Raw genomic sequence first — 17,294 nt, forward strand, 5'->3', positions numbered from 1 at the left:
CGAGGGGCATGTTGCAAGGGGCATGCCCCTGCGAACATGCTCACGAGGACATGATGTTCAGAACACGGCGATGGCGACGGTGCCGAGGAACGGGATGGGAGGCTGGTCGGCGCTGCACAGGGGCATGGGCGCGCCGTCGAAGGCGAGCTCGACGCCGGGGCCCGTAGCGAGCCAGCCGCCGAGGTTGCGCGGCATGGTGTCGCCGGCGAACGGCATCAGCAGGACGCGCGCGTGGGTCGATTGGCCCTCGGGGACGATCGCCAGGGCGTAGCCGTCGCCGAGGCTCGAGGGGCAGGTGGCGGCCTCGGAGGCCTTGGGCTGGCTGTCGGCGCCGAACGCATAGAGGACGTCGACGACCGGCTCGGGCTCGTCGAAGAGGAGGTCGGTCAGCTCGACCTTGCGGTCGTGGTGGCTCAACTTCCACTGGTCGGCCGGCGGCTTGGTGCAGGTCATGTCGGACGGGGTCCACGGGAACATGGACGCCGGCTTGTCGCCGAACCGCAGGTACTGCACGCCGGCCTGGTCGCGCAGGAGGACGGCGATCCGCTGGCCGGGGGCGGTGGCGCAGGCGTCGAACCATGTCGGGTCGGCGAAGTCCTTGTCCTCGGTATTGGTCAGGCGAAAGCAGGCCTTCAGCTCGCAGGCGTCGGAGCACAGGGGGACGAAGTCGGCGAACAGCGGGTCGCTCGGGTCGCACTCCTCGCGGTCGGGCTCGAACATGCCGTCGTTGCACGAGAGCTTGCAATCGCCGGCGCAGCCGTCGAAGGAGTCGGTGTTGCCGTCGTCGCACTGCTCGTCGCCGTGGACGAGGCCGTCGCCGCACGCGGGGAGCTTGCACGCCAGGGTGCACGGCGCGTCGATGGCGTCGCCCGGGTCGCACTCCTCGACGCCGTCGTGCACGACGCCGTCACCGCACTCGGCGATCGTGCAGCTGTTGGTGCAGTCGTTGCCGTCGACGCCGTCACCGTCGTCGCACTCCTCGCCCGGATCGAGGATCTTGTCGCCGCAGGTGGACGGGACGGGCCCGCTGCTGTCGTGGGTGTCGACGCCGGTGGTGAGCGGCGGCTCGCTGCCCGCGGTGGTGTCGGGGCCGGTGGCGGTGGCGGGCTCGTCGGTGGTCGGCGCGGCGGTGGTGGTCGGACCGCTGCTGGTCGTAAGGACAGGTTCGGTCGCGGAGGCGCCGTCGCTGTCGCGGTCGAGCCCGAAGGCGGGGTTCAAGATCTGGCAGCCGCAGGCGCCGGCCAGAACGACGATCCAGGCGCGGCGATGCATCCAGGTCAGGCCAGGCATGTCGGCACGATACCAGGCGGACAGGGCCGGCCAACCGCTCGCTTGCAGACGGGCCGGAACCGCGGCGCGCAGCGGTTGTCTCGGCGCGCGGAGGACCTGCGATGCGAGCGAGCGCGCTGCGACGGATCGGTCAGACGGTGGTGTGCGTGGTGGTGGCGACGACGGGGACCAATTGCGCCCCTCACGGCCACGAAACAATCGAGATGGAAGCGGCGCCGCAGGCGGACTGGACGGTCGCCCGGCGGACGGATTGCCCGGATCGGCGACTCACGGCGCCGACGAGCAGCGTCGACGCGGAGGACGAGGGCTCGCTCGACGCGGCGCTCGATCTCGCCCGGGGCGTGCTGGCGCTCGAGTCGTACGAGCAGCCGCGAGCCTGTCACGCGCGCCTGGCCGAGCGCCTGCGCCTGCGATACGACATCGACTACCGCAACGTGGGCGCGTGCGGGGTCGACCCGGCGGTGATCGGCCACGCGCGCGGCTACAACGCGATGATGCACCGCCACATCGCCGAGCGTCACGGGGCGGTGGTCGAGGCGGTGGCCCGCGAGGTCGGGTGCCTCAGGGACGGCTGAGCTGGGCCTTGATCACCTTGCCCATGGCGTTGCGCGGGAGGGCATCGACGAACCGGACGTCGCGCGGTCGCTTGTGCGGGGCGAGCGCCCGCGCGACGTGGTCGACGAGGTGCTCGGCGAGCGGCGGGCGCGCCGGGTCGCGGGCGACCACGAAGGCGACGATCCGCTCGCCGAGGTCGTCGTCGGGCAGCCCGACCACCGCGACCTCGGCGACCTCGGGGTGCTCGAGCAAGCAGGTCTCGATCTCGCCGGCGCCGATCTTGAACCCGCCACTTTTGATCAGGTCGGTGGCCCGGCGACCGACGATCCGGTAGGCCCCATCGGCGGTGCGGGTGGCGAGGTCGCCGGTGTAAAACCACCCGTCGGCGTCGCGCACGGCCGCGGTCGCGTCGGGCCGCCCGAGGTAGCCGGCGAACACGCTGGGGCCGCGCACCGCGATCTCGCCGAGCGTGGCGTCGTCGGCGACGTCGAGCGAGTGACGCCGCTCATCGACGAGCCGCACCTCGACGCCGGGGAGGGGCGGACCGACGAGGCCGGGCCGCGGCGGGCCCGAGGTCGGGACGGCGCACACGATGAGGGTCTCGGTGAGGCCGTAGCGCTCGTAGACGCCGCGGCCGGTGAGCGCGGCGAGCCGTCGGTGCTCGCGCGCGGACAGGGCCGCGGAGCCGGAGATCAAGAGGCGCGCGGACCCGAGGTCGGCGGCGACCGAGGGCTCGCGCTCGGCCAGCTCGGCCAGGCGGACGTACATGGTCGGCACGGCGAACAGCACCCCGCCGCCGCGCAGGGCCGCCGCCAGCGGAGCCGGGTCGAAGCGCGGCTGCCAGTGCAGGCGGCCGCCGATCCGCAGGCTGCCGAACAGGCCGAGCACGAGGCCGTGGACGTGGAACAGCGGCAAGGCGTGGACGACGGTGTCGGCGGCCGTCCACGCCCACGCGCGCGCGAGGCCGTCGATGTTGGCGGCCACGCCCGCGGCGGTGAGGACCGCCCCCTTGGGCGCGCCGGTGGTGCCCGAGGTGTAGATGAGGAGGAGCGGGCGGTCGTCGGCGCGGTCGAACTCTTCGTGAACTTCAGGACATGAGTCTTCAGACATGTCCTCTGTGACAGGTAAGGCGCGACCGAGCGGGCCGTCGGGGCACTCCTCGGGGCGAGCGGCGAAGCAGCAGCGCGGGGCCGCGTCCGCGGCGATGTGGGAGCGCTCGCGCTCGCCGAGCCGGGGGTTCAGCGGGACGGTGACGACGCCGGCGAGCGCGCCGCCGACCACGGCGACGACGGTGCCGAGGTGCGGCTGGGTCCACACGCCGACGCGGTCGCCCGGGCGGACGCCGGCGCGCGCGAGCGCCTGGGCGTGGCGACGCGCGGCGGCGAGGAGCTGGCGGTCGGTGTACGTGTCGTCGCCGACGGTGAGCACCGTTCGGCCGTCTGGGTGCGCGAGGCAGGGGAAGAGGGAGTCCACGCCTCGATGCGTGTCGCAAATCCCGGGGCCGGTTGCAAGTCACTGCACCATGGGGACGTAGGTGATCCACTCGCCGTCGGCGAGGTCGTAATTGCCGCAGCGCGGCAGCGTGCACTCGATCTCGGTGCCGGCGACCCGCGTCTCGTCGACGCAGAGGGCCCCGTCCGCGGTCCACACCGCCTCGATCGCGGCCGGCTCGGCGCCGAGCTCCACGGTGCCCGCGACGTTCTCCCACTGGATCGGCGTGCCGTCGGCGGTGTAGCTGTGACCGTCGCCGCAGTAATCCGCGGTGATCATCTTGAGGGTCGCCTGGCGCTGCGCGGGGCTGGTGTTGCTGCTCTGCGGGCCGTACCCCAGGAGCGACAGCTTGGCCGCGGCCGAGCCGGCGCAGGCGATGCTGAACCACCGCTGTTCGGGGTCGGGGCGGACCTCCTTGGCCTCCATGTCGTAGGTCTCGCCGCCGAGGACCAGCGCGATCGGAGCCCGGGGTGAATCATGATTCCCGGTGCAAACATTCCGCTCGATGTGATGACCGTCGATATAGACGAGGCCGTAGGCGTCCACGTCCGGGGCGCCGGCGGCCCAGCGGGCGACGCGGGCGTGCGAGGCGATCATCACGGTCGCGAACGACTGCCCGCCCATACCGAGGTAAATGCGCGTGCCGACCAGGGAATCGCCGGCGAGCGCGGCGCCGTGGGCGTCGCGGAGGATCAGGGCGTCGCCGACGACGTCGAGCCGGTCGTAGCCGCCGGCCGCGGCCTTGGGACCGGGCGCGACCTTCACGATCCGCAGGCCGGCCGCGTTGACCTCGCCGCCCAGGTGGAGCTCGTGGATCGAGCTGCCGAACACCTCGGCGGCATTGAATCCGCACTGCCAGATCGGGCAACTGGAGCCCTTTTCGCCGATTCGGGGATTGGTGACACCAGGGTCCTCCTTTATCAATGTCTTATCAATGTCACAGGCGGCGAGCAGCCCGCAAAAGCCCATCGCGGCGCGGATTCCATGACAGTTTCTTGATTTCACAACAATCCCTCCACTCCCTCTCTATGCAGTGTCGGGCCGCTTTCAAGCCCGATCGGAGGGTGGATGTGATCCGCGCCCACACTCGCCGCGTGAGCCGATGTTTTCAGGGCGTTGCGCGGCGGTCGCTGCGACGCTGCGAGAGCAGGTTGTCGAGGGCGCGGATCTCGGCGAGTCGCCACGCGTATTCGTCGCCGCCCTCGAGGTACCAGCGCATCCCGTCGGTCAGCAGCACGCGGGCGCGGTCGAGGTCGTCGGCGGCGGGCCGCGGGGCGGCCAGCAAGACGTCGGCGAGCACGACGCGGGCGCGAGCGAGGCGCTGATCGACGAGGACGTCGCGGGCGGTCGCCTTGGCGGCGACCAGGCCGTCGACCGCGGCCCGCAGCGCCTCGGCGGCGCCCTCCAGGTCGCCCAGCGCTCGCAGGTGCAGGCCGAGCACCAGCTCGAGCTCGGCGGCCTCGCGCTGGCGCCACCACGAGTCGCCCTGCCGCGTGGCCAGGACCCGCCGCAGTTCCTCGACGGCGCTCTCGTGATCGCCGCCCTCGAGCGCGGCGAAACCTCTGATGAGGGCGACGTCGACGCCGCGGATAAGGTCGCCGTCGAAGTGCTCGCTGGCGAGGAGCGCGGCGGCCTGCCGCAGCGCCTGCCGCGATTCGTCGGAGTCGCCGGCCTCGCTGCTGTGATAGCCGAGCATCGCCAGGCAGCGGGCCCGCGGGACCGGATCGCCGGGCGAGAAGCGGACCAGCGCGTCGCAGCCGGGCCGCAAGATCCGGCGTGCGGTCTCGGGGTTGCGGATGTACACGCTGGCGGTGATCCGGGCCTCGATCGTCTGCGGATGCGCCGGGCCCAGCTCGCGCTCGAAGATCCGGACCGCCTCGGCCATGTCGTGGGCGCGCGCGTCGCCGTCGTCCTCGAGGATGGCGAGGTTGGTCAGGCTGTAGGCGATCTCGAGCGGCGCGTCGTTGCTGGCCCGCTTGACCGCCAGCGCCTCGGCGTAGAGCTTGCGCGCGCCCTCGACGTCGCCGCTGGCGAAGCGGACGACGGCGGCGTTGTTGAGCAGCAGGCCCTGCAGGTGCCCGGGCTTCGACAGCCGCGAGATGAAGGCGCTGTACGTGCCGAGGTCCTCGAGCGCGCGCGCGGCCCCGCCGGGCAGGCGGCCGCGCACGAACAGCATGTGCGCCATGGCCTCGGCCGCGACGTAGTCGACGCCGGCGGCCAGCGCGGTGTGCATCGCGGCCTGCAGCATCTCGAACTGCGGCTCGACGATGGCGGTGCGGTTGAGCGAGAGCCGGCCGCGATAGAGCAGGGCGCGCGCCAGCAGCGGCTTGTAGTCGATGGCCGCGGCGTCGGCGAGCAGTTGGTCGGCGAGCTCGATCGCCTGCGAGGTGCGGCCGATGTGCTCGAGGCTGACGACGCGGGTCAGGCCCTCCTCGACGTCGGCGACGCGACGCCTCACGTCGGGGTCGTCCGGCGGGGCGACCTCGGCCTGCAGGGCGGCGAGGTCGTTGCAACGATCGATGGCCGGGAGCTTGTAGGTGAGCTCGAGCGCGTGGACGGCGACGCTCTGGTCGCGCTCGGCCAGGAGGGCGCCGGCCTCGGCCAGCGCGGCCTTGCGCTGCGCCAGGCAGGCCATGCGGCGATCGACGAGCTCGTCCGACTGCTCGCCCCGCCGCCGCGCCTCGCAGGCGTCGGCGTGGGCGCGCGACCAGTCGTTCATGTAGACGTCGAGCCGCTCGTTGACCTGCGGCCACACCTCGTTGATGAAGGCCGGGCCGGCGGCGACGAACGCCTGCTCGGCGGCCCGCCGGCGCTCGCCGTCCCACACGCCGTGGATCTCGGCGGTGCCGTGGCTGCACGGGTCGATCCGCGGCTCCTGCGTCTTGGCGGCGAAGAAGCCGGCGAGCGCGGCGACGCCGGCGAAGGCGAGGCCGCCGAGGTAGGTGCGGCGGCCGATCGCGCGGTTGCGGTCGAGCGCGCGCAGCAGGGCGTCGAGGCCGGAGAACCTGTCCTTCGAGTCAGGCCGGAGGCCGCGCAGGACGACGCTGTGGACCCACGCGGGCACCCGCGTCAGCCGCGGCGGGTCGCGCACCTCGCCGCGCGCGACCGCGTGGGCCAGCTCGTGGACGGTGTCGCCGGGGAACGGCAATTGATTGTAGAGCGCCTCGTAGAGCGAGACGCAGAAGGCGAACTGATCGGAGGCAGGGCCGACGAGGCGGCCGCTGAACTGCTCCGGCGGCATGTACGCGGGCGTGCCGACGACCTCGCCGCCTTGCGTCACTTTCTCCGAGACCGCGTTGCGATCGCGGCTGAGCGAGCCTGTCGAACGGGTATGCTCGCCGCTGGCGTCCTCGCCCGTCTGACACAGCCCGAAGTCGAGCACGCGGGCCCGCCCGTCCTCGCCGATCATGACGTTGCTCGGCTTGAAGTCGCGGTGCACGAGGCCGACGGCGTGCGCGGCGGCCAGGCCGCGACCGGCCTGCACGAACACGTCGACGACCTCCTCCCAGGTCCGCGACTTGCTCGCCAGCCAGGCCTGGACGGTGACGCCGCGGATGAACTCCATGGCGACATAGACGTCGGCGCCGTCGGTGCCGACCTCGTGGACGACGACGACGTTGGGATGCGACAGCCGGGCCATGGCCTGGGCCTCGCGCAGCAGGCGGAGCTGGGCCCGGGCGCTGTGCTTGGGATCCTGCGGGCGCAGGACCTTGATCGCGACCTTGCGATCGAGGCGATCGTCGTAGGCGGCGTAGACGACACCCATGGCGCCGGTGCCGATCCGCTGCAGGAGGACGAAGCGACCGATCCGCCGGCTCAGCGCCGAGGCCTCGCCGGCCCGCGCGAGCAGCTCGATGTCCGGCATCGGCTCGCTCGGGTTCAACAGGGCCCGCACGCGCGCGAGCCGGGCCCCGGAGCCGTCGAGCGGGGCGTCGAGGGCGACGTCGGTCAAGACCTCGTCGTCGCCGTCGAGGGCGAGCGAGCGGGCGAGGGCGTCGAGCAAGGACTCCCAGCCGGCGGTGGCCAGGCCGCGCAAGGTCTCGACCTCGGTCTCGCTGGCCTGGCCCTCGCGCAGCGATCGCTTGAGGGCGCGACGGATCCGCCGCGCCGCCGGCAACGCGAGGGTGAAGTCGAGGCCGCCGCGGCGAATGGCCCGCTGCACGAGCGCGACCTCGGCCGAGCCGGCGAGCTCGTGAAGAAGGTCGGCCAGCCGCCGCGCGGCGCAGTCCTCCCGCGCCTGGTTGCGGGCGCTGCTGACCGGCGGGCGGTCGATCATCGCCGCGACGAGGACGATGACGAGGTCGCTGCGCCCGGTCCGACCGTGCGCCAGAGCGTGCCCGGCGGCGACGCTGAGCAAGGCGTCGGGATCCGGCGTGGGCTCCTTCTGCGCCAGCAACCACGCGGCCTGATCGAGCCGGTGTAGATCGGCGCTGCTGAGCGAGTCACGCGGGCTCGGAGCGGGCAGGGACATCGGGCGGAGCAGCCCTTCAGTATGACTCCGGTCACAGGTGCGTCCCACTCCGACCCGGCGAGCGGGGTCGCCCCGGTCACCCGGGGGTGCGAAGACCGCCGCACACCCGGCTGTGGGATAATTACCCCCGTCTTACACTTTGGACCCAGATCGTTCAGGACGCCGGGAACCAGCCCCTCCGCCTCGGTCGCCGCAATTCTTGACAAGCGATCTCGGCCTCCCACAGGGTGAGGCTTCCAGACCCCATGCGCGATCACGCGCGCGCGAGCTCGATCCGGGTCAGCTCGGCCGGCGCGCCGACGCGCATCGGCGGGCCCCAGTAGCCGGTGCCGCGGCTGACGTAGATGGCGGTGTCGCGGACGCGGTGCAGGCCGGCGACGAACGGCTGCTGCAGCGGCACGAGGAAGTTGAAGGGGAAGATCTGGCCGCCGTGGGTGTGCCCGGACAGCTGCAGGGACACGCCGTGGTCGGCGGCCTCCTGGACCTGGCGCGGCTGGTGAGCCAGGAGCACGAGCGGACGGGCGGGGTCGCGTCCGGCGAGCGCCCGGGCGAGGTCCGGGCCGTGATCGGGCAGGAAGTTGCCGCCGGTCGGGTCGTCGATGCCGGCCAGGTCGAGCGCCGCGCCGTCCTTCTCGATGCTGACCCGCTCATTGCGCAGGACCCGCACGCCGAGCGTGGCGAGATGCGCGACCCACTCGGCCGCGCCCGAGAAGTACTCGTGGTTGCCGGTGACGAAGTAGACGCCGTGCCGGGCCTTGAGCCGCGAGAGCGGCTCGAGCAGGTGGCCGAGCCGGGCGACGCTGCCGTCGACGAGGTCGCCGGTGATGGCGACGACGTCGGGCTCCATCGCGTTGGTCTTCGCGACCAGCTCCTCGAGGAAGGCCCGGCCGATGGTGGGGCCGACGTGGACATCGGTGATCTGGGCGATGACGAAGCCGGCGAACGGGTCGGGCAGGTTGGCCAGCGGGACCGTGACCGGCTTGACGGCGATCGGTCGCAGGACCGACCAGACGCCGTAGCCGGCGGCCCCGAGCGCGCCGGCGCCGACCAGGCCGCCGAACAGCCGGGCGAGGAATTGCCGCCGCGCCGGGTCGGCCGGAGTGCCGGCGAGCCGCTCGATGAGCCAGGCGATCCCGCGGACGAGGTCGGCCGGGATCAGGAGGACGAACAGGAGGAACATCAGGCCGAGCCAGCCGTAGACGACCCACGAAATCGGGCTGGCGACCTCCCGCGGGAGGGACCGCGAGGCCATCTGAAACAGCGGGAAGGCGAGGGCCAGCGCGACGATGCCCCAGCCGAGGACGCGTCCCCAGGGCGCAGGCCAGCCGATGTCGCGCACGAGCCGCGCCCATAGGTAGTAGTGGATCCCCGCGGACACGGTGAGGACGAGCCCGAGGAACACGACCATCCGGCTGAGCGACATCCCTTCGATCTTTAGCAGGCCGCCGGCCCGATCCGACGCGCGTCTGCCCTTGCGGAGGCTGCGCACGCGTGCGCTCGCGGGGCCGGCGAGGGAGTGAGGATCGACATGGCCCCAGAGACAGGCGCATGGTCCGTCCCCGGAGGCGCGCGCCCCGAGGCCGGGCGCGGCGGGCTCGGGCGGAGGAGTCCGCTCGTGGAGGCGCTCGCGGGCGAGGCGGCCGCGGGCGACGCGGGGGCTCAGCGGCGGTTGATGTCGACGTAGCCCGGGGTCCGGCGGTAGGGCAGGGCGAGCTGGAGGGGCCAGCCCTCGTGCTCGGCCAGCCGGAGCAAGCGCGACTTCTTGCGGGCGAGCGTGGCGATGGTGGCGGCGGTGACGTCGTCGAGCGGCCGCGAGCCGGCCTGCAGCTCCAGGAGGTTCAACTGCTCGAGGTCGACGAGGCCGGCGATCGAGACGTCCGCGGCGACGATGAGGGAGAGGACCCGCAGGACGGGCAGGCTCGCCAGCTCGGCGATGCCGGCGGCGTTCGCCTCGGTCTGCAGCGACTTCAGCCTGGGCAGCCGGGCCAGGGCGCCGAACCCCTCGAGCTTGCCGTCGAGCCGCAGGCTCTCGAGCCGGGTCAGGCTGGCGAGCGGGGTGAGGTCGCAGTCGGGAGTGACCTGGAGCTCGAGCGAGCGCGCGTCACGGGCAGCCTCGAAGCCGGCGAGGGTGGCGAACGGCCCGGCGTTGCGCAGCCACAGGTGCTTGCGCCCGGCGAACAGACAGCGGCCGAGCTCGGGGCCGAGGCGCGGCCAGGCGGGGGGCAACGCCCTGGCGGCGTCGTCCTTGAAGCTCTGGCCGTGGCGGCCCTCGCCGCGGCACAGCGCGATCAGGGCGTCGACCTCGCCGGCCTGGCCCGAGGCGCCGCGCGCCGCCGCGAGCTGACGCGCGTGCGCCTCGTAGGTGGCCCGCAGCTCGCCCAGCTCGAGGTCGAGGACTTCGGCGCAGTAGGGCAGGGCAGCGTCGAGGTCGACGTCGATGCCGCGGTCCGCCGCGGTGGCCAGGTAGCCGTCGACGAAGTCGATCTGCACGGCCGGCGTGGGGTCCTCGGCGTCGAAGGCACCGTGGACGTCCCAGGCGAGCTCGCGCAGCGGATCGATCTTGGGGCGCTTGGTGGCGGTCTTCTTCGTCGCCTTCTCGGGGGCGGTCTGCTTGGCGGTGGTTTTCGTCGCCTTCTTGGCGGCGGTCTTCTTGGCGGTGGTTTTCGTCGCCTTCTTGACGGCGGTCTTCTTCGTCGCCGGCTTGGCAGCGGTCGTCCTCGTCGCCTTCGTCGCCTTCGCCCTGGCAGCGGTGCTCGGCTTCTTGGGCATGCGCCCGAGACTAGCCGATACTGCTCGGGGGGCGGCTGCGAGGCGATGAGGACCGTCGCAGGTCTTGTCGCCGGGGCGGGACCCGAGGACCGCCGGGCTCCGGCGGGCCCCGGGGCTGCGGCCGCGACCTGGCGGGAGAAGCCGCTTGCAGACGGCCGCAGCGGGGACAGGGGGAGCGGGCGGGTCCGCCGGGCTCATCGAGTGGCCATATGGACATGTCTCCATGGACATGTCCCGGGAGCGCTGCGGCGACGGCATCCAGCAGACCCCAGCGGCAACGACCGGACCGGGGCCTGCGAGGACGGCGACCAGAGCGACCGCCTGCGCTGACACATGGATGCTCGCGGGGGAGTCTCGCGCTGCTCGAAGGCAGCACCGTCCGCTCCGACATCGCAACGGTCGAGGGCCCGGGCGCGGTCGAGGCCCGCGGCGGACTGTACGTCGAGGACGCCGAGGTGATCGTGGAGGACTCGGCGGTGTTCGACAACATGCCCTCGTGAAGGCTGTCGTGGCGTCCGCCCGCTCGCGCGGCGGCGGACTCGATCAGCTCGGCGGGACGCGGACGCTGACGCGCTCGGGGCGATGGAGTGTGCGGTGCAGACCGGCGAGGGCGACCTGTCGCCGGCCGAGCCGCTGTTCGGGCCGCTCGAAGACAACGGCGGCCCGACGCCGACGCACGCGCTGATGCCGGCAAGCCCGCTGCGCGACGCCGGCGATCCGCTCGGCTGCGTCGACCTCGACGGGGTGCCGTTGACGACGGACCAGCGCGGCGAGGTGCGCACCGCCGGCGAGGCCTGCGACATCGGGGCGTTCGAGCTCGGGCAATGAGGGCGCGGACGGAGGCCGGCTGCGGCGCGTACGTGCGACCACGAAGCGCGCCGCTCGCGGGCCCTCTCGGCGCGGGCCGATGCCGGCCTCGAGCGGAGCTCGCTTCTCTCGCCGGCTCGCTCGCCGGTCGGTCTCGCGCTTCGCGTGGAGGCCGAGGAGGGGTGGAGCATTCGGCGGATCGCGGCCTGCCGGCACGCGGCCTTGTCGGACTATCATCGCCGAGCATGTCTTCTTCTTCGATCTTCCGCACCGCGCCCCGCTGTCTCTCCCTCGGTCTGTCCGTCGCGCTCGTCGCCTGCAGCGACGACAGCACCGGCACGAGCGCGAACTCGGCGACGGCCGCCACCACCGGCGACGGCCCGACGGGCAGCGCGACCGCGTCCCCGACCGGCACTGCCACCGAGGTCCCGACCGGCACGACCGATTCCGGCACCGGCAGCGCGACCGGCACCAGCACGACCGGGCCCGTCGACGAGACGACCGCGGAGACCGTCAGCGGGTCGACGACGACCGCGACCGGAACGACGACGAGCACCGGCAGCACCAACGGCGAGACGACGACCGGCAACGACACGACCGGGGAGCCGGTCGACCTGTGCAAGGTCTCCGACGACATGGACGCGGTGGTGCCGTGCGTCGACGAGGCCCCGCCGAACAGCTTCGAGCCCGACATCCAGTGGGCGTGGCCCGGCCAGGACGGCGACACGCAGGTCGCGGTGACCGTCGCGGTCGCCAACCTGACCGACGACAACGGCGACGGCGCGATCGACCTGTGCGACGTGCCCGACATCGTCGTGCCGGCGTACGCCGGGCCGGAGTACCTCAACGACCAGGGCAACCTCTACGTCCTCGACGGGGCCACCGGCGCGGTCCACTACAAGGTCGCGAACGTCGGCGCCATCACGTATCCCGCGATCGCGGACATCGACGCCGACGGGGTGCCGGAGATCCTGACCGGGCGCCCGTCGGTGGGGAATTCTCTCGGGCGTCTCCTCGCGCTCGAACACGACGGCACCGAGAAGTGGGTCAGCGCGGTCGAGTACGACATCGGCTCGTCGGCGATCGCCGTCGCCGACCTCGACAACGACGGCGACGTCGAGATCGTCCACCACGGCAGCGTGTTCGACCACACCGGCGCGCTGCTGTGGCAGGCGCCGAACAGCACGAGCGCATACATCAACACGATGGCCGACCTCGACGGCGACGACGACATGGAGGTGATCCTCGGGCCGACCGCGTATCACCACGACGGGACGCTGTACTACAGCGTCCCGATCGGCGACGGCCACCCGCAGGTCGCCGACCTCGACGCCGACGGCGAGCCGGAGGTCCTCGTCGTCACGATCGCCGGCCTGGCGCTGATCGAACACAACGGCGCGCTGACCTACGCGAACCAGGTGCCGGACCTCGCGGTCCTGCAGGCCGCGTCGATCCACGACTTCGACGGCGACATGCAGCCGGAGTTCGCGGTCAGCTCGGGCAGCACGTACAGCGTGTTCGAGCTCGACCTGACGCCGAAGTGGACCGCCAGCATTCAGGACAGCTCGGGCTACGCGTCGAGCACGGCGTTCGACTTCCTCGGCGACGGCACGGCCGAGGCGATGTACGCCGACGAGACGTCGCTGTTCATCTTCGACGGGATGGGCCAGCCGTACCTGACCTCGCCGCGCGGGAGCTGGACGCAATTCGAGATGCCGATCGTCGTCGACGTCGACAACGACGCGTCGGCAGAGATCGTGGTCGTCTCGAACCTCGGCTACAACAACAGCGACGCGCCGCCGATCCAGGTCATCCGCGACAAGATGGACCGTTGGATCCCCGCGCGCCGGATCTGGAACCAGCACACGTACCACGTCACCAACGTCCGCGAGGACGGCACGATCCCGCAGGTCGAGCCGAAGAGCTGGAAGAACCTCAACACGTTCCGCACGCAGGCGCAGGTGTCTCTCGGGGGCGGCGTCTGCCTGCCCGAACCTCAGTGAGCGGTGAGGACCGCGACTCGTTCGCGTCCTCCTCGCGCCGGCCGGCGAGGGGGGTGCGCGAGCGCGGTCGCACGTCGCGTGGGACGCTCGAGCGGTGAGGCGACGAGGGCCACCGGGGCGGCGGCCGCTCAGGTCGAGGGGTCGAGGCCGAGGTCGATCCCGTGGAAGGCCACGTTTTCGAGCGCCTCGTCGCGGAAGCTCGTGACCTTCACGAAGTAGAGCGAGTCCGTCAGCGTGTGGTCGGCGAAGTCGTTCGTGAGGCGGTTGCTCGTCATCACGCTGCTCGTGAGGCGATCGCTCGTCATCACGCTGCTCGTGTTCGAGTCGATCAGGCTGCCGATCGTCGAGAGCGTGCTCGAGTTGGCGGGGCGGAAGTGCAGCTGCGCCGTGACCCTGCTGCGGGTCCCGGTGCCGTCCGGGTCGCGGTACCACAGGCGCAAGGTCGAGAGGCTGTCGGGAAACAGTGGATCGCCGAGCGAGAGCGTCACCGGGCACCACAGCGTCACCGAGCCTTCGGCCCAGCTGCCGGCCCCGGCGTCCCGTACCCGCCGCACAAGTCGCACCGCTGGGGACGCGACTTCGACATGGCGTTCACGCTCGACGGCGTCTATCCGACGCCGGGCACCGTGCCCGTCGACCCCCGCGCGCCCGCGGTCTTCGAATCGATCGCGCAGTGGCTCGAGACCCTTGGCGTAACGGCGCCGCGCGACGTGGCGTTCGCCGGGCGTCCCTACAAGGTCTCCAACTGGCCCGGGCGCTCGACCCACCTGCATTTCAGGCTCCGCAAGGGCCTCACCACCGAGCCGTGACGAAGCCGAAAGCCAGTGCCTCATCTCGGGGTGGTCCTCGCTATCGCGTCCACGGTCACAGCGCTCGCGTTCGCGGCGTTCTGGCGGCCGTTGGTGGGCGGCACCCGCTGAAGCGCATCGAGTAGCGCCCGCCTGGGATCAGCCGCACCACGTCCGTCACTGAAGGCGCAGGCTGCACCCAGCGAGGGCGTGGCCTCGCGCGGGCGAGAGATCGCCAACTATTTTGGATCGAAGCGGAGGGGTCGCTACTCTTTACCCTGAGTGGAGTCCAACTTCATGAACAAATTCGCTGTCCCCGTATTCATGCTTGTGCTGGCGCTGCCCGACCTGAGCTGGGCAGCGCCGCCCGCGGGCGGAGATGTGCCTGGTGCGACTGCGACCGCGACTGCGGGATCGACGACCTTCTCGTCGACGAACAGTCGGTGGTCATCCTGCACGCAGTGCTCAGCCCAATGCAACGCGCATTGGAAAGCGAAACTTGACAAATGCAACAAGGACCTCGCATGGACCAAGAGCCATTGGTCAAAGAAGCTTGCGGACTGCAAGGCGAAGGACAAATGCACCGAAAACCAGGGTCCCGTCGTCCTGACCACCCTTAACCTTGAGGACGCCGAGCGCTCTCTGTGCGAGCTGGCGCTTGAACGCGGAGGCAGCATCGTCAAGGCCGCCAAGCTCTTGGGCATCACTCCAGATGCCTTGCAGCAGAAGATCACCAAGCTCGGGCTCGTTTGGCCTCGTCCTGCTGCCGAGGCCGAGCATTGACACGTCGGTGCCTCGTCGCAACACCGCGACCTGGGGACGAGCACCCTGCGGCACCCGTTGACCGTGGTGCGCTTGCCTCCGGAGGGAGCCCGTCCGGACGCGGGGCCGCGCGCGACTCCATGTCGGCCAGCCACAGCGCCGTGGCTTCGCCCACGGTCACGTGCGAGACCTCCACGGTTCACCGTGGCAAATCTCGGCGAACAGGCCAGCCAGCCCGGCCGCTTCGATCAAACTGTCCAGCCCCCCTTGAGGGAGTCTGGCTCCTGGCGCCCGCACCAGGGATCGAACCTGGGACCTACAGTTTAGGAAACTGTCGCTCTATCCAACTGAGCTATGCGAGCGAGACCGGGAGGGTGGCCGAAGTACCCGGTCTCCGCAAGGGGCTGAAAGCGGCGCGAGGGGGCCGCGGGGGCCCCCCGACGCTCTTGGCTGCAGGCGAGGGGGCCCGGGGGAGGCCGGTCCGGGCGACCGGCCCGGCGGGCTGACACGGGCGCAAAACTGCGCGCTTCATGGTCGTGTGAAAGCGCTCGTCCCGCCGTTCGCCCTCTGCGCCGCCCTGATCGCTTGCGACGTGACCGGGGACCGGGAGCCGGCCGCGCCGAGATCGACGCCGTCGGCGCCGCCCAGGCCCTCCCGTGGCCGGCTGGTCGCGGGGGAGCGAGTGGAGCGGGTGATCGCCTCACCGGACTCGGCGCTGCGCGACGAGCGGACCCGCGCGCGCCTCGATGCCGCGGCGTTGGCGGCGATCGCGGCCTCGCCGGTGCCGGTGCTGGCGCCGGCCGATCCGGTGCGGCGCCCGCGGATCTCGAGCCCGCGGACGCCCGACGGGCCCAGCTTCCGCTTCACGCTTGCGACGCAATCGCCCGGGCGGACGCTGACGCTGCACGGCTCGCGCCTGGCGACGCTGCGGCCCCACGTCGGCCGCCACGAGGGGCCGGAGCGGCTGCGCGGGGTGCCCGCGTTCGTCAGCGACAACGACGGGATCAAGTCGGCGACGTGGATCGAGCACGGCGCGGCGTATGCCCTCGACCTCGAGTGCGCGTCGGCCCGCGACACCGGCTGCGACCTGGCCGCGCTGCGCGCGGAGGTCGAGGCGCTGGCGTTCGTCGGCGGAGGTGGCCAGTGACGCCGGGGCTGCATAGGTCCTTCAGGACCGGTCGATCGTGGCGCAGGTGCGCTGAATGGCTGTGGAGCCAGGTCCGATGGGGCATGTCCCTCGGGACGCCGTTCTGGCAGATGATCGTGGCCCCGACCCGGCGGTGACGGCGTTGCCCGGGGCCGACCCGCCGCCGGCGCCGATCCTGGCCCGCAGCCCCGCGGCGCCCGAGACGACCTGGCTGATTGACCAGGGGACGCGTCGACCGCTGACCGACCCGGCGATCGCGGCGGCGTGGCAGCTCGACCTCGAGGCGACCGAGACGTGGGCCCCGGAGCTGCGGATGGCGCTGCCGGAGCGCCGCCGCTGCGGCCGCTGCCGCTGCTGGTCAAAGGGACAGGTCCGAAGATCTACGTGCTCGACGACCCGCTGTGCATCCCCGGCGAGGAGGAACCGGGCTGCGAGGCGAGCGAGAGCAGCTCGGGGACGGATGGGCCGACCAGCGGGGCGCCGACCGGCGAGGACGGCTCGGCGTCGGCGACGTCGACGACGCAGGATTCGGCGCCCGACGGGGCGCTGCCGCCCGGCTTCGGCGCCGAGGACGGCTGCGGCTGCCGTCACGACGGCTCGCCGGGCGCAGGCCTGCTGGTGCTGGCGCGCCTGGCCTGGCGCCGACGGCGCCGAACGTGAGGCGCTGGGTGTGGGGTGCGACTCGCAGGAGCGAGTGGGCGGCGCTCGTGGTGCGCCAGGCTCCGCGAGCCGCGATTCATCGAGTGACGCGTTCCTGCCTGGCGTCGACGTCGGCGAGAGTGCAGCGCTCCGCTGGGCGATTCGCAAAAGTGCGGGCACGCTCGACCTGTGCAGGGCTCGACGAGTCGGCGTCGCGTTCGTGCAGATGCACGCAATTCCGCCTGGCCGAAGGGTTCGCTGGCCGGCGCGCCGCGACTCGCAGGAGCGGGGGCAGGGCGCTCGACGTGAACCGAGCTCAGCGGACACCGGCCGCATCCTGTCGGCGTCGTGCCGGTGCGCCGGCAAAGCGCGGGATCCTTGCGCACGGCTCGCTCGAGCCGGCGCGCGCCGTCATCGTCACGGTCGAGCACGCTGGACCCGCGGTGCGGCCGACGCACGTGGACTCGCACGGGCGCGCTCCGCGAGGTCGTGGTGGCGGCGCGTCGGCGCGCAGCGGGGTCCAGGCGACATCGGGCGGATCCGCACGTTGATCGCGGTGGCCGGAGTTGGGA

At 72.2% G+C, this 17,294-nt stretch carries 14 protein-coding genes and 1 tRNA gene; 7 read left to right on the forward strand and 8 right to left on the reverse strand.

The window, feature by feature from the left end; translation table 11 throughout:
* Positions 1-57 precede the first annotated feature (57 nt).
* Complete coding sequence (locus NAEX_RS43210; RefSeq protein ID WP_096333312.1) at positions 58-1,290, reverse strand: DUF4215 domain-containing protein; 1,233 nt, start codon at positions 1,288-1,290, stop codon at positions 58-60.
* 101 nt (positions 1,291-1,391) lie between these two features.
* Between NAEX_RS43210 and NAEX_RS43215 the strand changes: the two genes are divergently transcribed.
* Positions 1,392-1,865, forward strand: coding sequence for a hypothetical protein (locus tag NAEX_RS43215; protein ID WP_143140120.1), 474 nt, complete (start codon positions 1,392-1,394; stop codon positions 1,863-1,865).
* Here the strand turns inward: NAEX_RS43215 and NAEX_RS43220 are convergent.
* The 5 genes from NAEX_RS43220 to NAEX_RS52570 all read right to left on the reverse strand — a co-directional run bounded on the left by NAEX_RS43220 (position 1,852) and on the right by NAEX_RS52570 (position 10,576).
* Positions 1,852-3,318, reverse strand: a complete 1,467-nt coding sequence (locus NAEX_RS43220) for an AMP-binding protein (protein ID WP_096333314.1) — start codon at positions 3,316-3,318, stop codon at positions 1,852-1,854. The two genes, NAEX_RS43215 and NAEX_RS43220, sit on opposite strands and share 14 nt — an antisense overlap.
* Positions 3,319-3,357: 39 nt before the next feature.
* Positions 3,358-4,260 (reverse strand): ADYC domain-containing protein, encoded by a 903-nt coding sequence (locus tag NAEX_RS43225; RefSeq protein WP_211302569.1) that lies wholly within the window; start codon positions 4,258-4,260, stop codon positions 3,358-3,360.
* A 184-nt stretch (positions 4,261-4,444) separates the two neighbouring features.
* The gene (locus NAEX_RS43230) at positions 4,445-7,807 is read right to left on the reverse strand and encodes a serine/threonine-protein kinase (protein WP_143140122.1); all 3,363 of its coding nucleotides are present in this window, start codon (positions 7,805-7,807) and stop codon (positions 4,445-4,447) included.
* A gap of 253 nt (positions 7,808-8,060) precedes the next feature.
* Positions 8,061-9,230, reverse strand: a complete 1,170-nt coding sequence (locus tag NAEX_RS43235; RefSeq protein WP_096333910.1) for a metallophosphoesterase — start codon at positions 9,228-9,230, stop codon at positions 8,061-8,063.
* 236 nt (positions 9,231-9,466) lie between these two features.
* On the reverse strand, positions 9,467-10,576 hold the full coding sequence (locus tag NAEX_RS52570; protein WP_177325846.1) for a hypothetical protein: 1,110 nt from the start codon (positions 10,574-10,576) through the stop codon (positions 9,467-9,469).
* Positions 10,577-11,158: 582 nt separating this feature from the next.
* Between NAEX_RS52570 and NAEX_RS43250 the strand changes: the two genes are divergently transcribed.
* Both NAEX_RS43250 and NAEX_RS43255 read left to right on the forward strand, forming a co-directional pair.
* Positions 11,159-11,404: a choice-of-anchor Q domain-containing protein gene (locus NAEX_RS43250; RefSeq protein WP_096333319.1), complete on the forward strand. Its 246-nt coding sequence runs from the start codon at positions 11,159-11,161 to the stop codon at positions 11,402-11,404.
* 224 nt (positions 11,405-11,628) lie between these two features.
* Positions 11,629-13,386, forward strand: coding sequence for an FG-GAP repeat domain-containing protein (locus NAEX_RS43255; protein WP_096333320.1), 1,758 nt, complete (start codon positions 11,629-11,631; stop codon positions 13,384-13,386).
* 128 nt (positions 13,387-13,514) lie between these two features.
* Here NAEX_RS43255 and NAEX_RS43260 read toward each other — a convergent pair whose 3' ends face one another.
* A complete protein-coding gene (locus NAEX_RS43260; protein ID WP_096333321.1) occupies positions 13,515-13,940 on the reverse strand; it encodes a hypothetical protein in 426 nt (141 codons plus the stop codon).
* Between the two features lie 30 nt (positions 13,941-13,970).
* On the opposite strand from NAEX_RS43260, the gene NAEX_RS43265 reads away from it, so the two are divergent.
* Entirely contained in the window at positions 13,971-14,195 is a 225-nt protein-coding gene (locus tag NAEX_RS43265) for a hypothetical protein (RefSeq protein WP_096333322.1), read from the forward strand.
* 276 nt (positions 14,196-14,471) lie between these two features.
* Positions 14,472-14,957, forward strand: a complete 486-nt coding sequence (locus NAEX_RS43270; RefSeq protein WP_143825738.1) for a helix-turn-helix domain-containing protein — start codon at positions 14,472-14,474, stop codon at positions 14,955-14,957.
* A 264-nt stretch (positions 14,958-15,221) separates the two neighbouring features.
* On the opposite strand, the gene NAEX_RS43275 is transcribed toward NAEX_RS43270, so the two are convergent.
* Positions 15,222-15,298: transfer RNA gene (locus tag NAEX_RS43275), tRNA-Arg, on the reverse strand.
* Positions 15,299-15,627: 329 nt separating this feature from the next.
* Between NAEX_RS43275 and NAEX_RS43280 the strand changes: the two genes are divergently transcribed.
* A complete protein-coding gene (locus NAEX_RS43280) occupies positions 15,628-16,083 on the forward strand; it encodes a hypothetical protein (protein WP_143140124.1) in 456 nt (151 codons plus the stop codon).
* 294 nt (positions 16,084-16,377) lie between these two features.
* Positions 16,378-16,743, forward strand: a complete 366-nt coding sequence (locus NAEX_RS43285; protein WP_096333325.1) for an MYXO-CTERM sorting domain-containing protein — start codon at positions 16,378-16,380, stop codon at positions 16,741-16,743.
* Positions 16,744-17,294: the final 551 nt, after the last annotated feature.

This window comes from Nannocystis exedens, from assembly GCF_002343915.1.
GTDB lineage: Bacteria > Myxococcota_A > Polyangia > Nannocystales > Nannocystaceae > Nannocystis > Nannocystis exedens.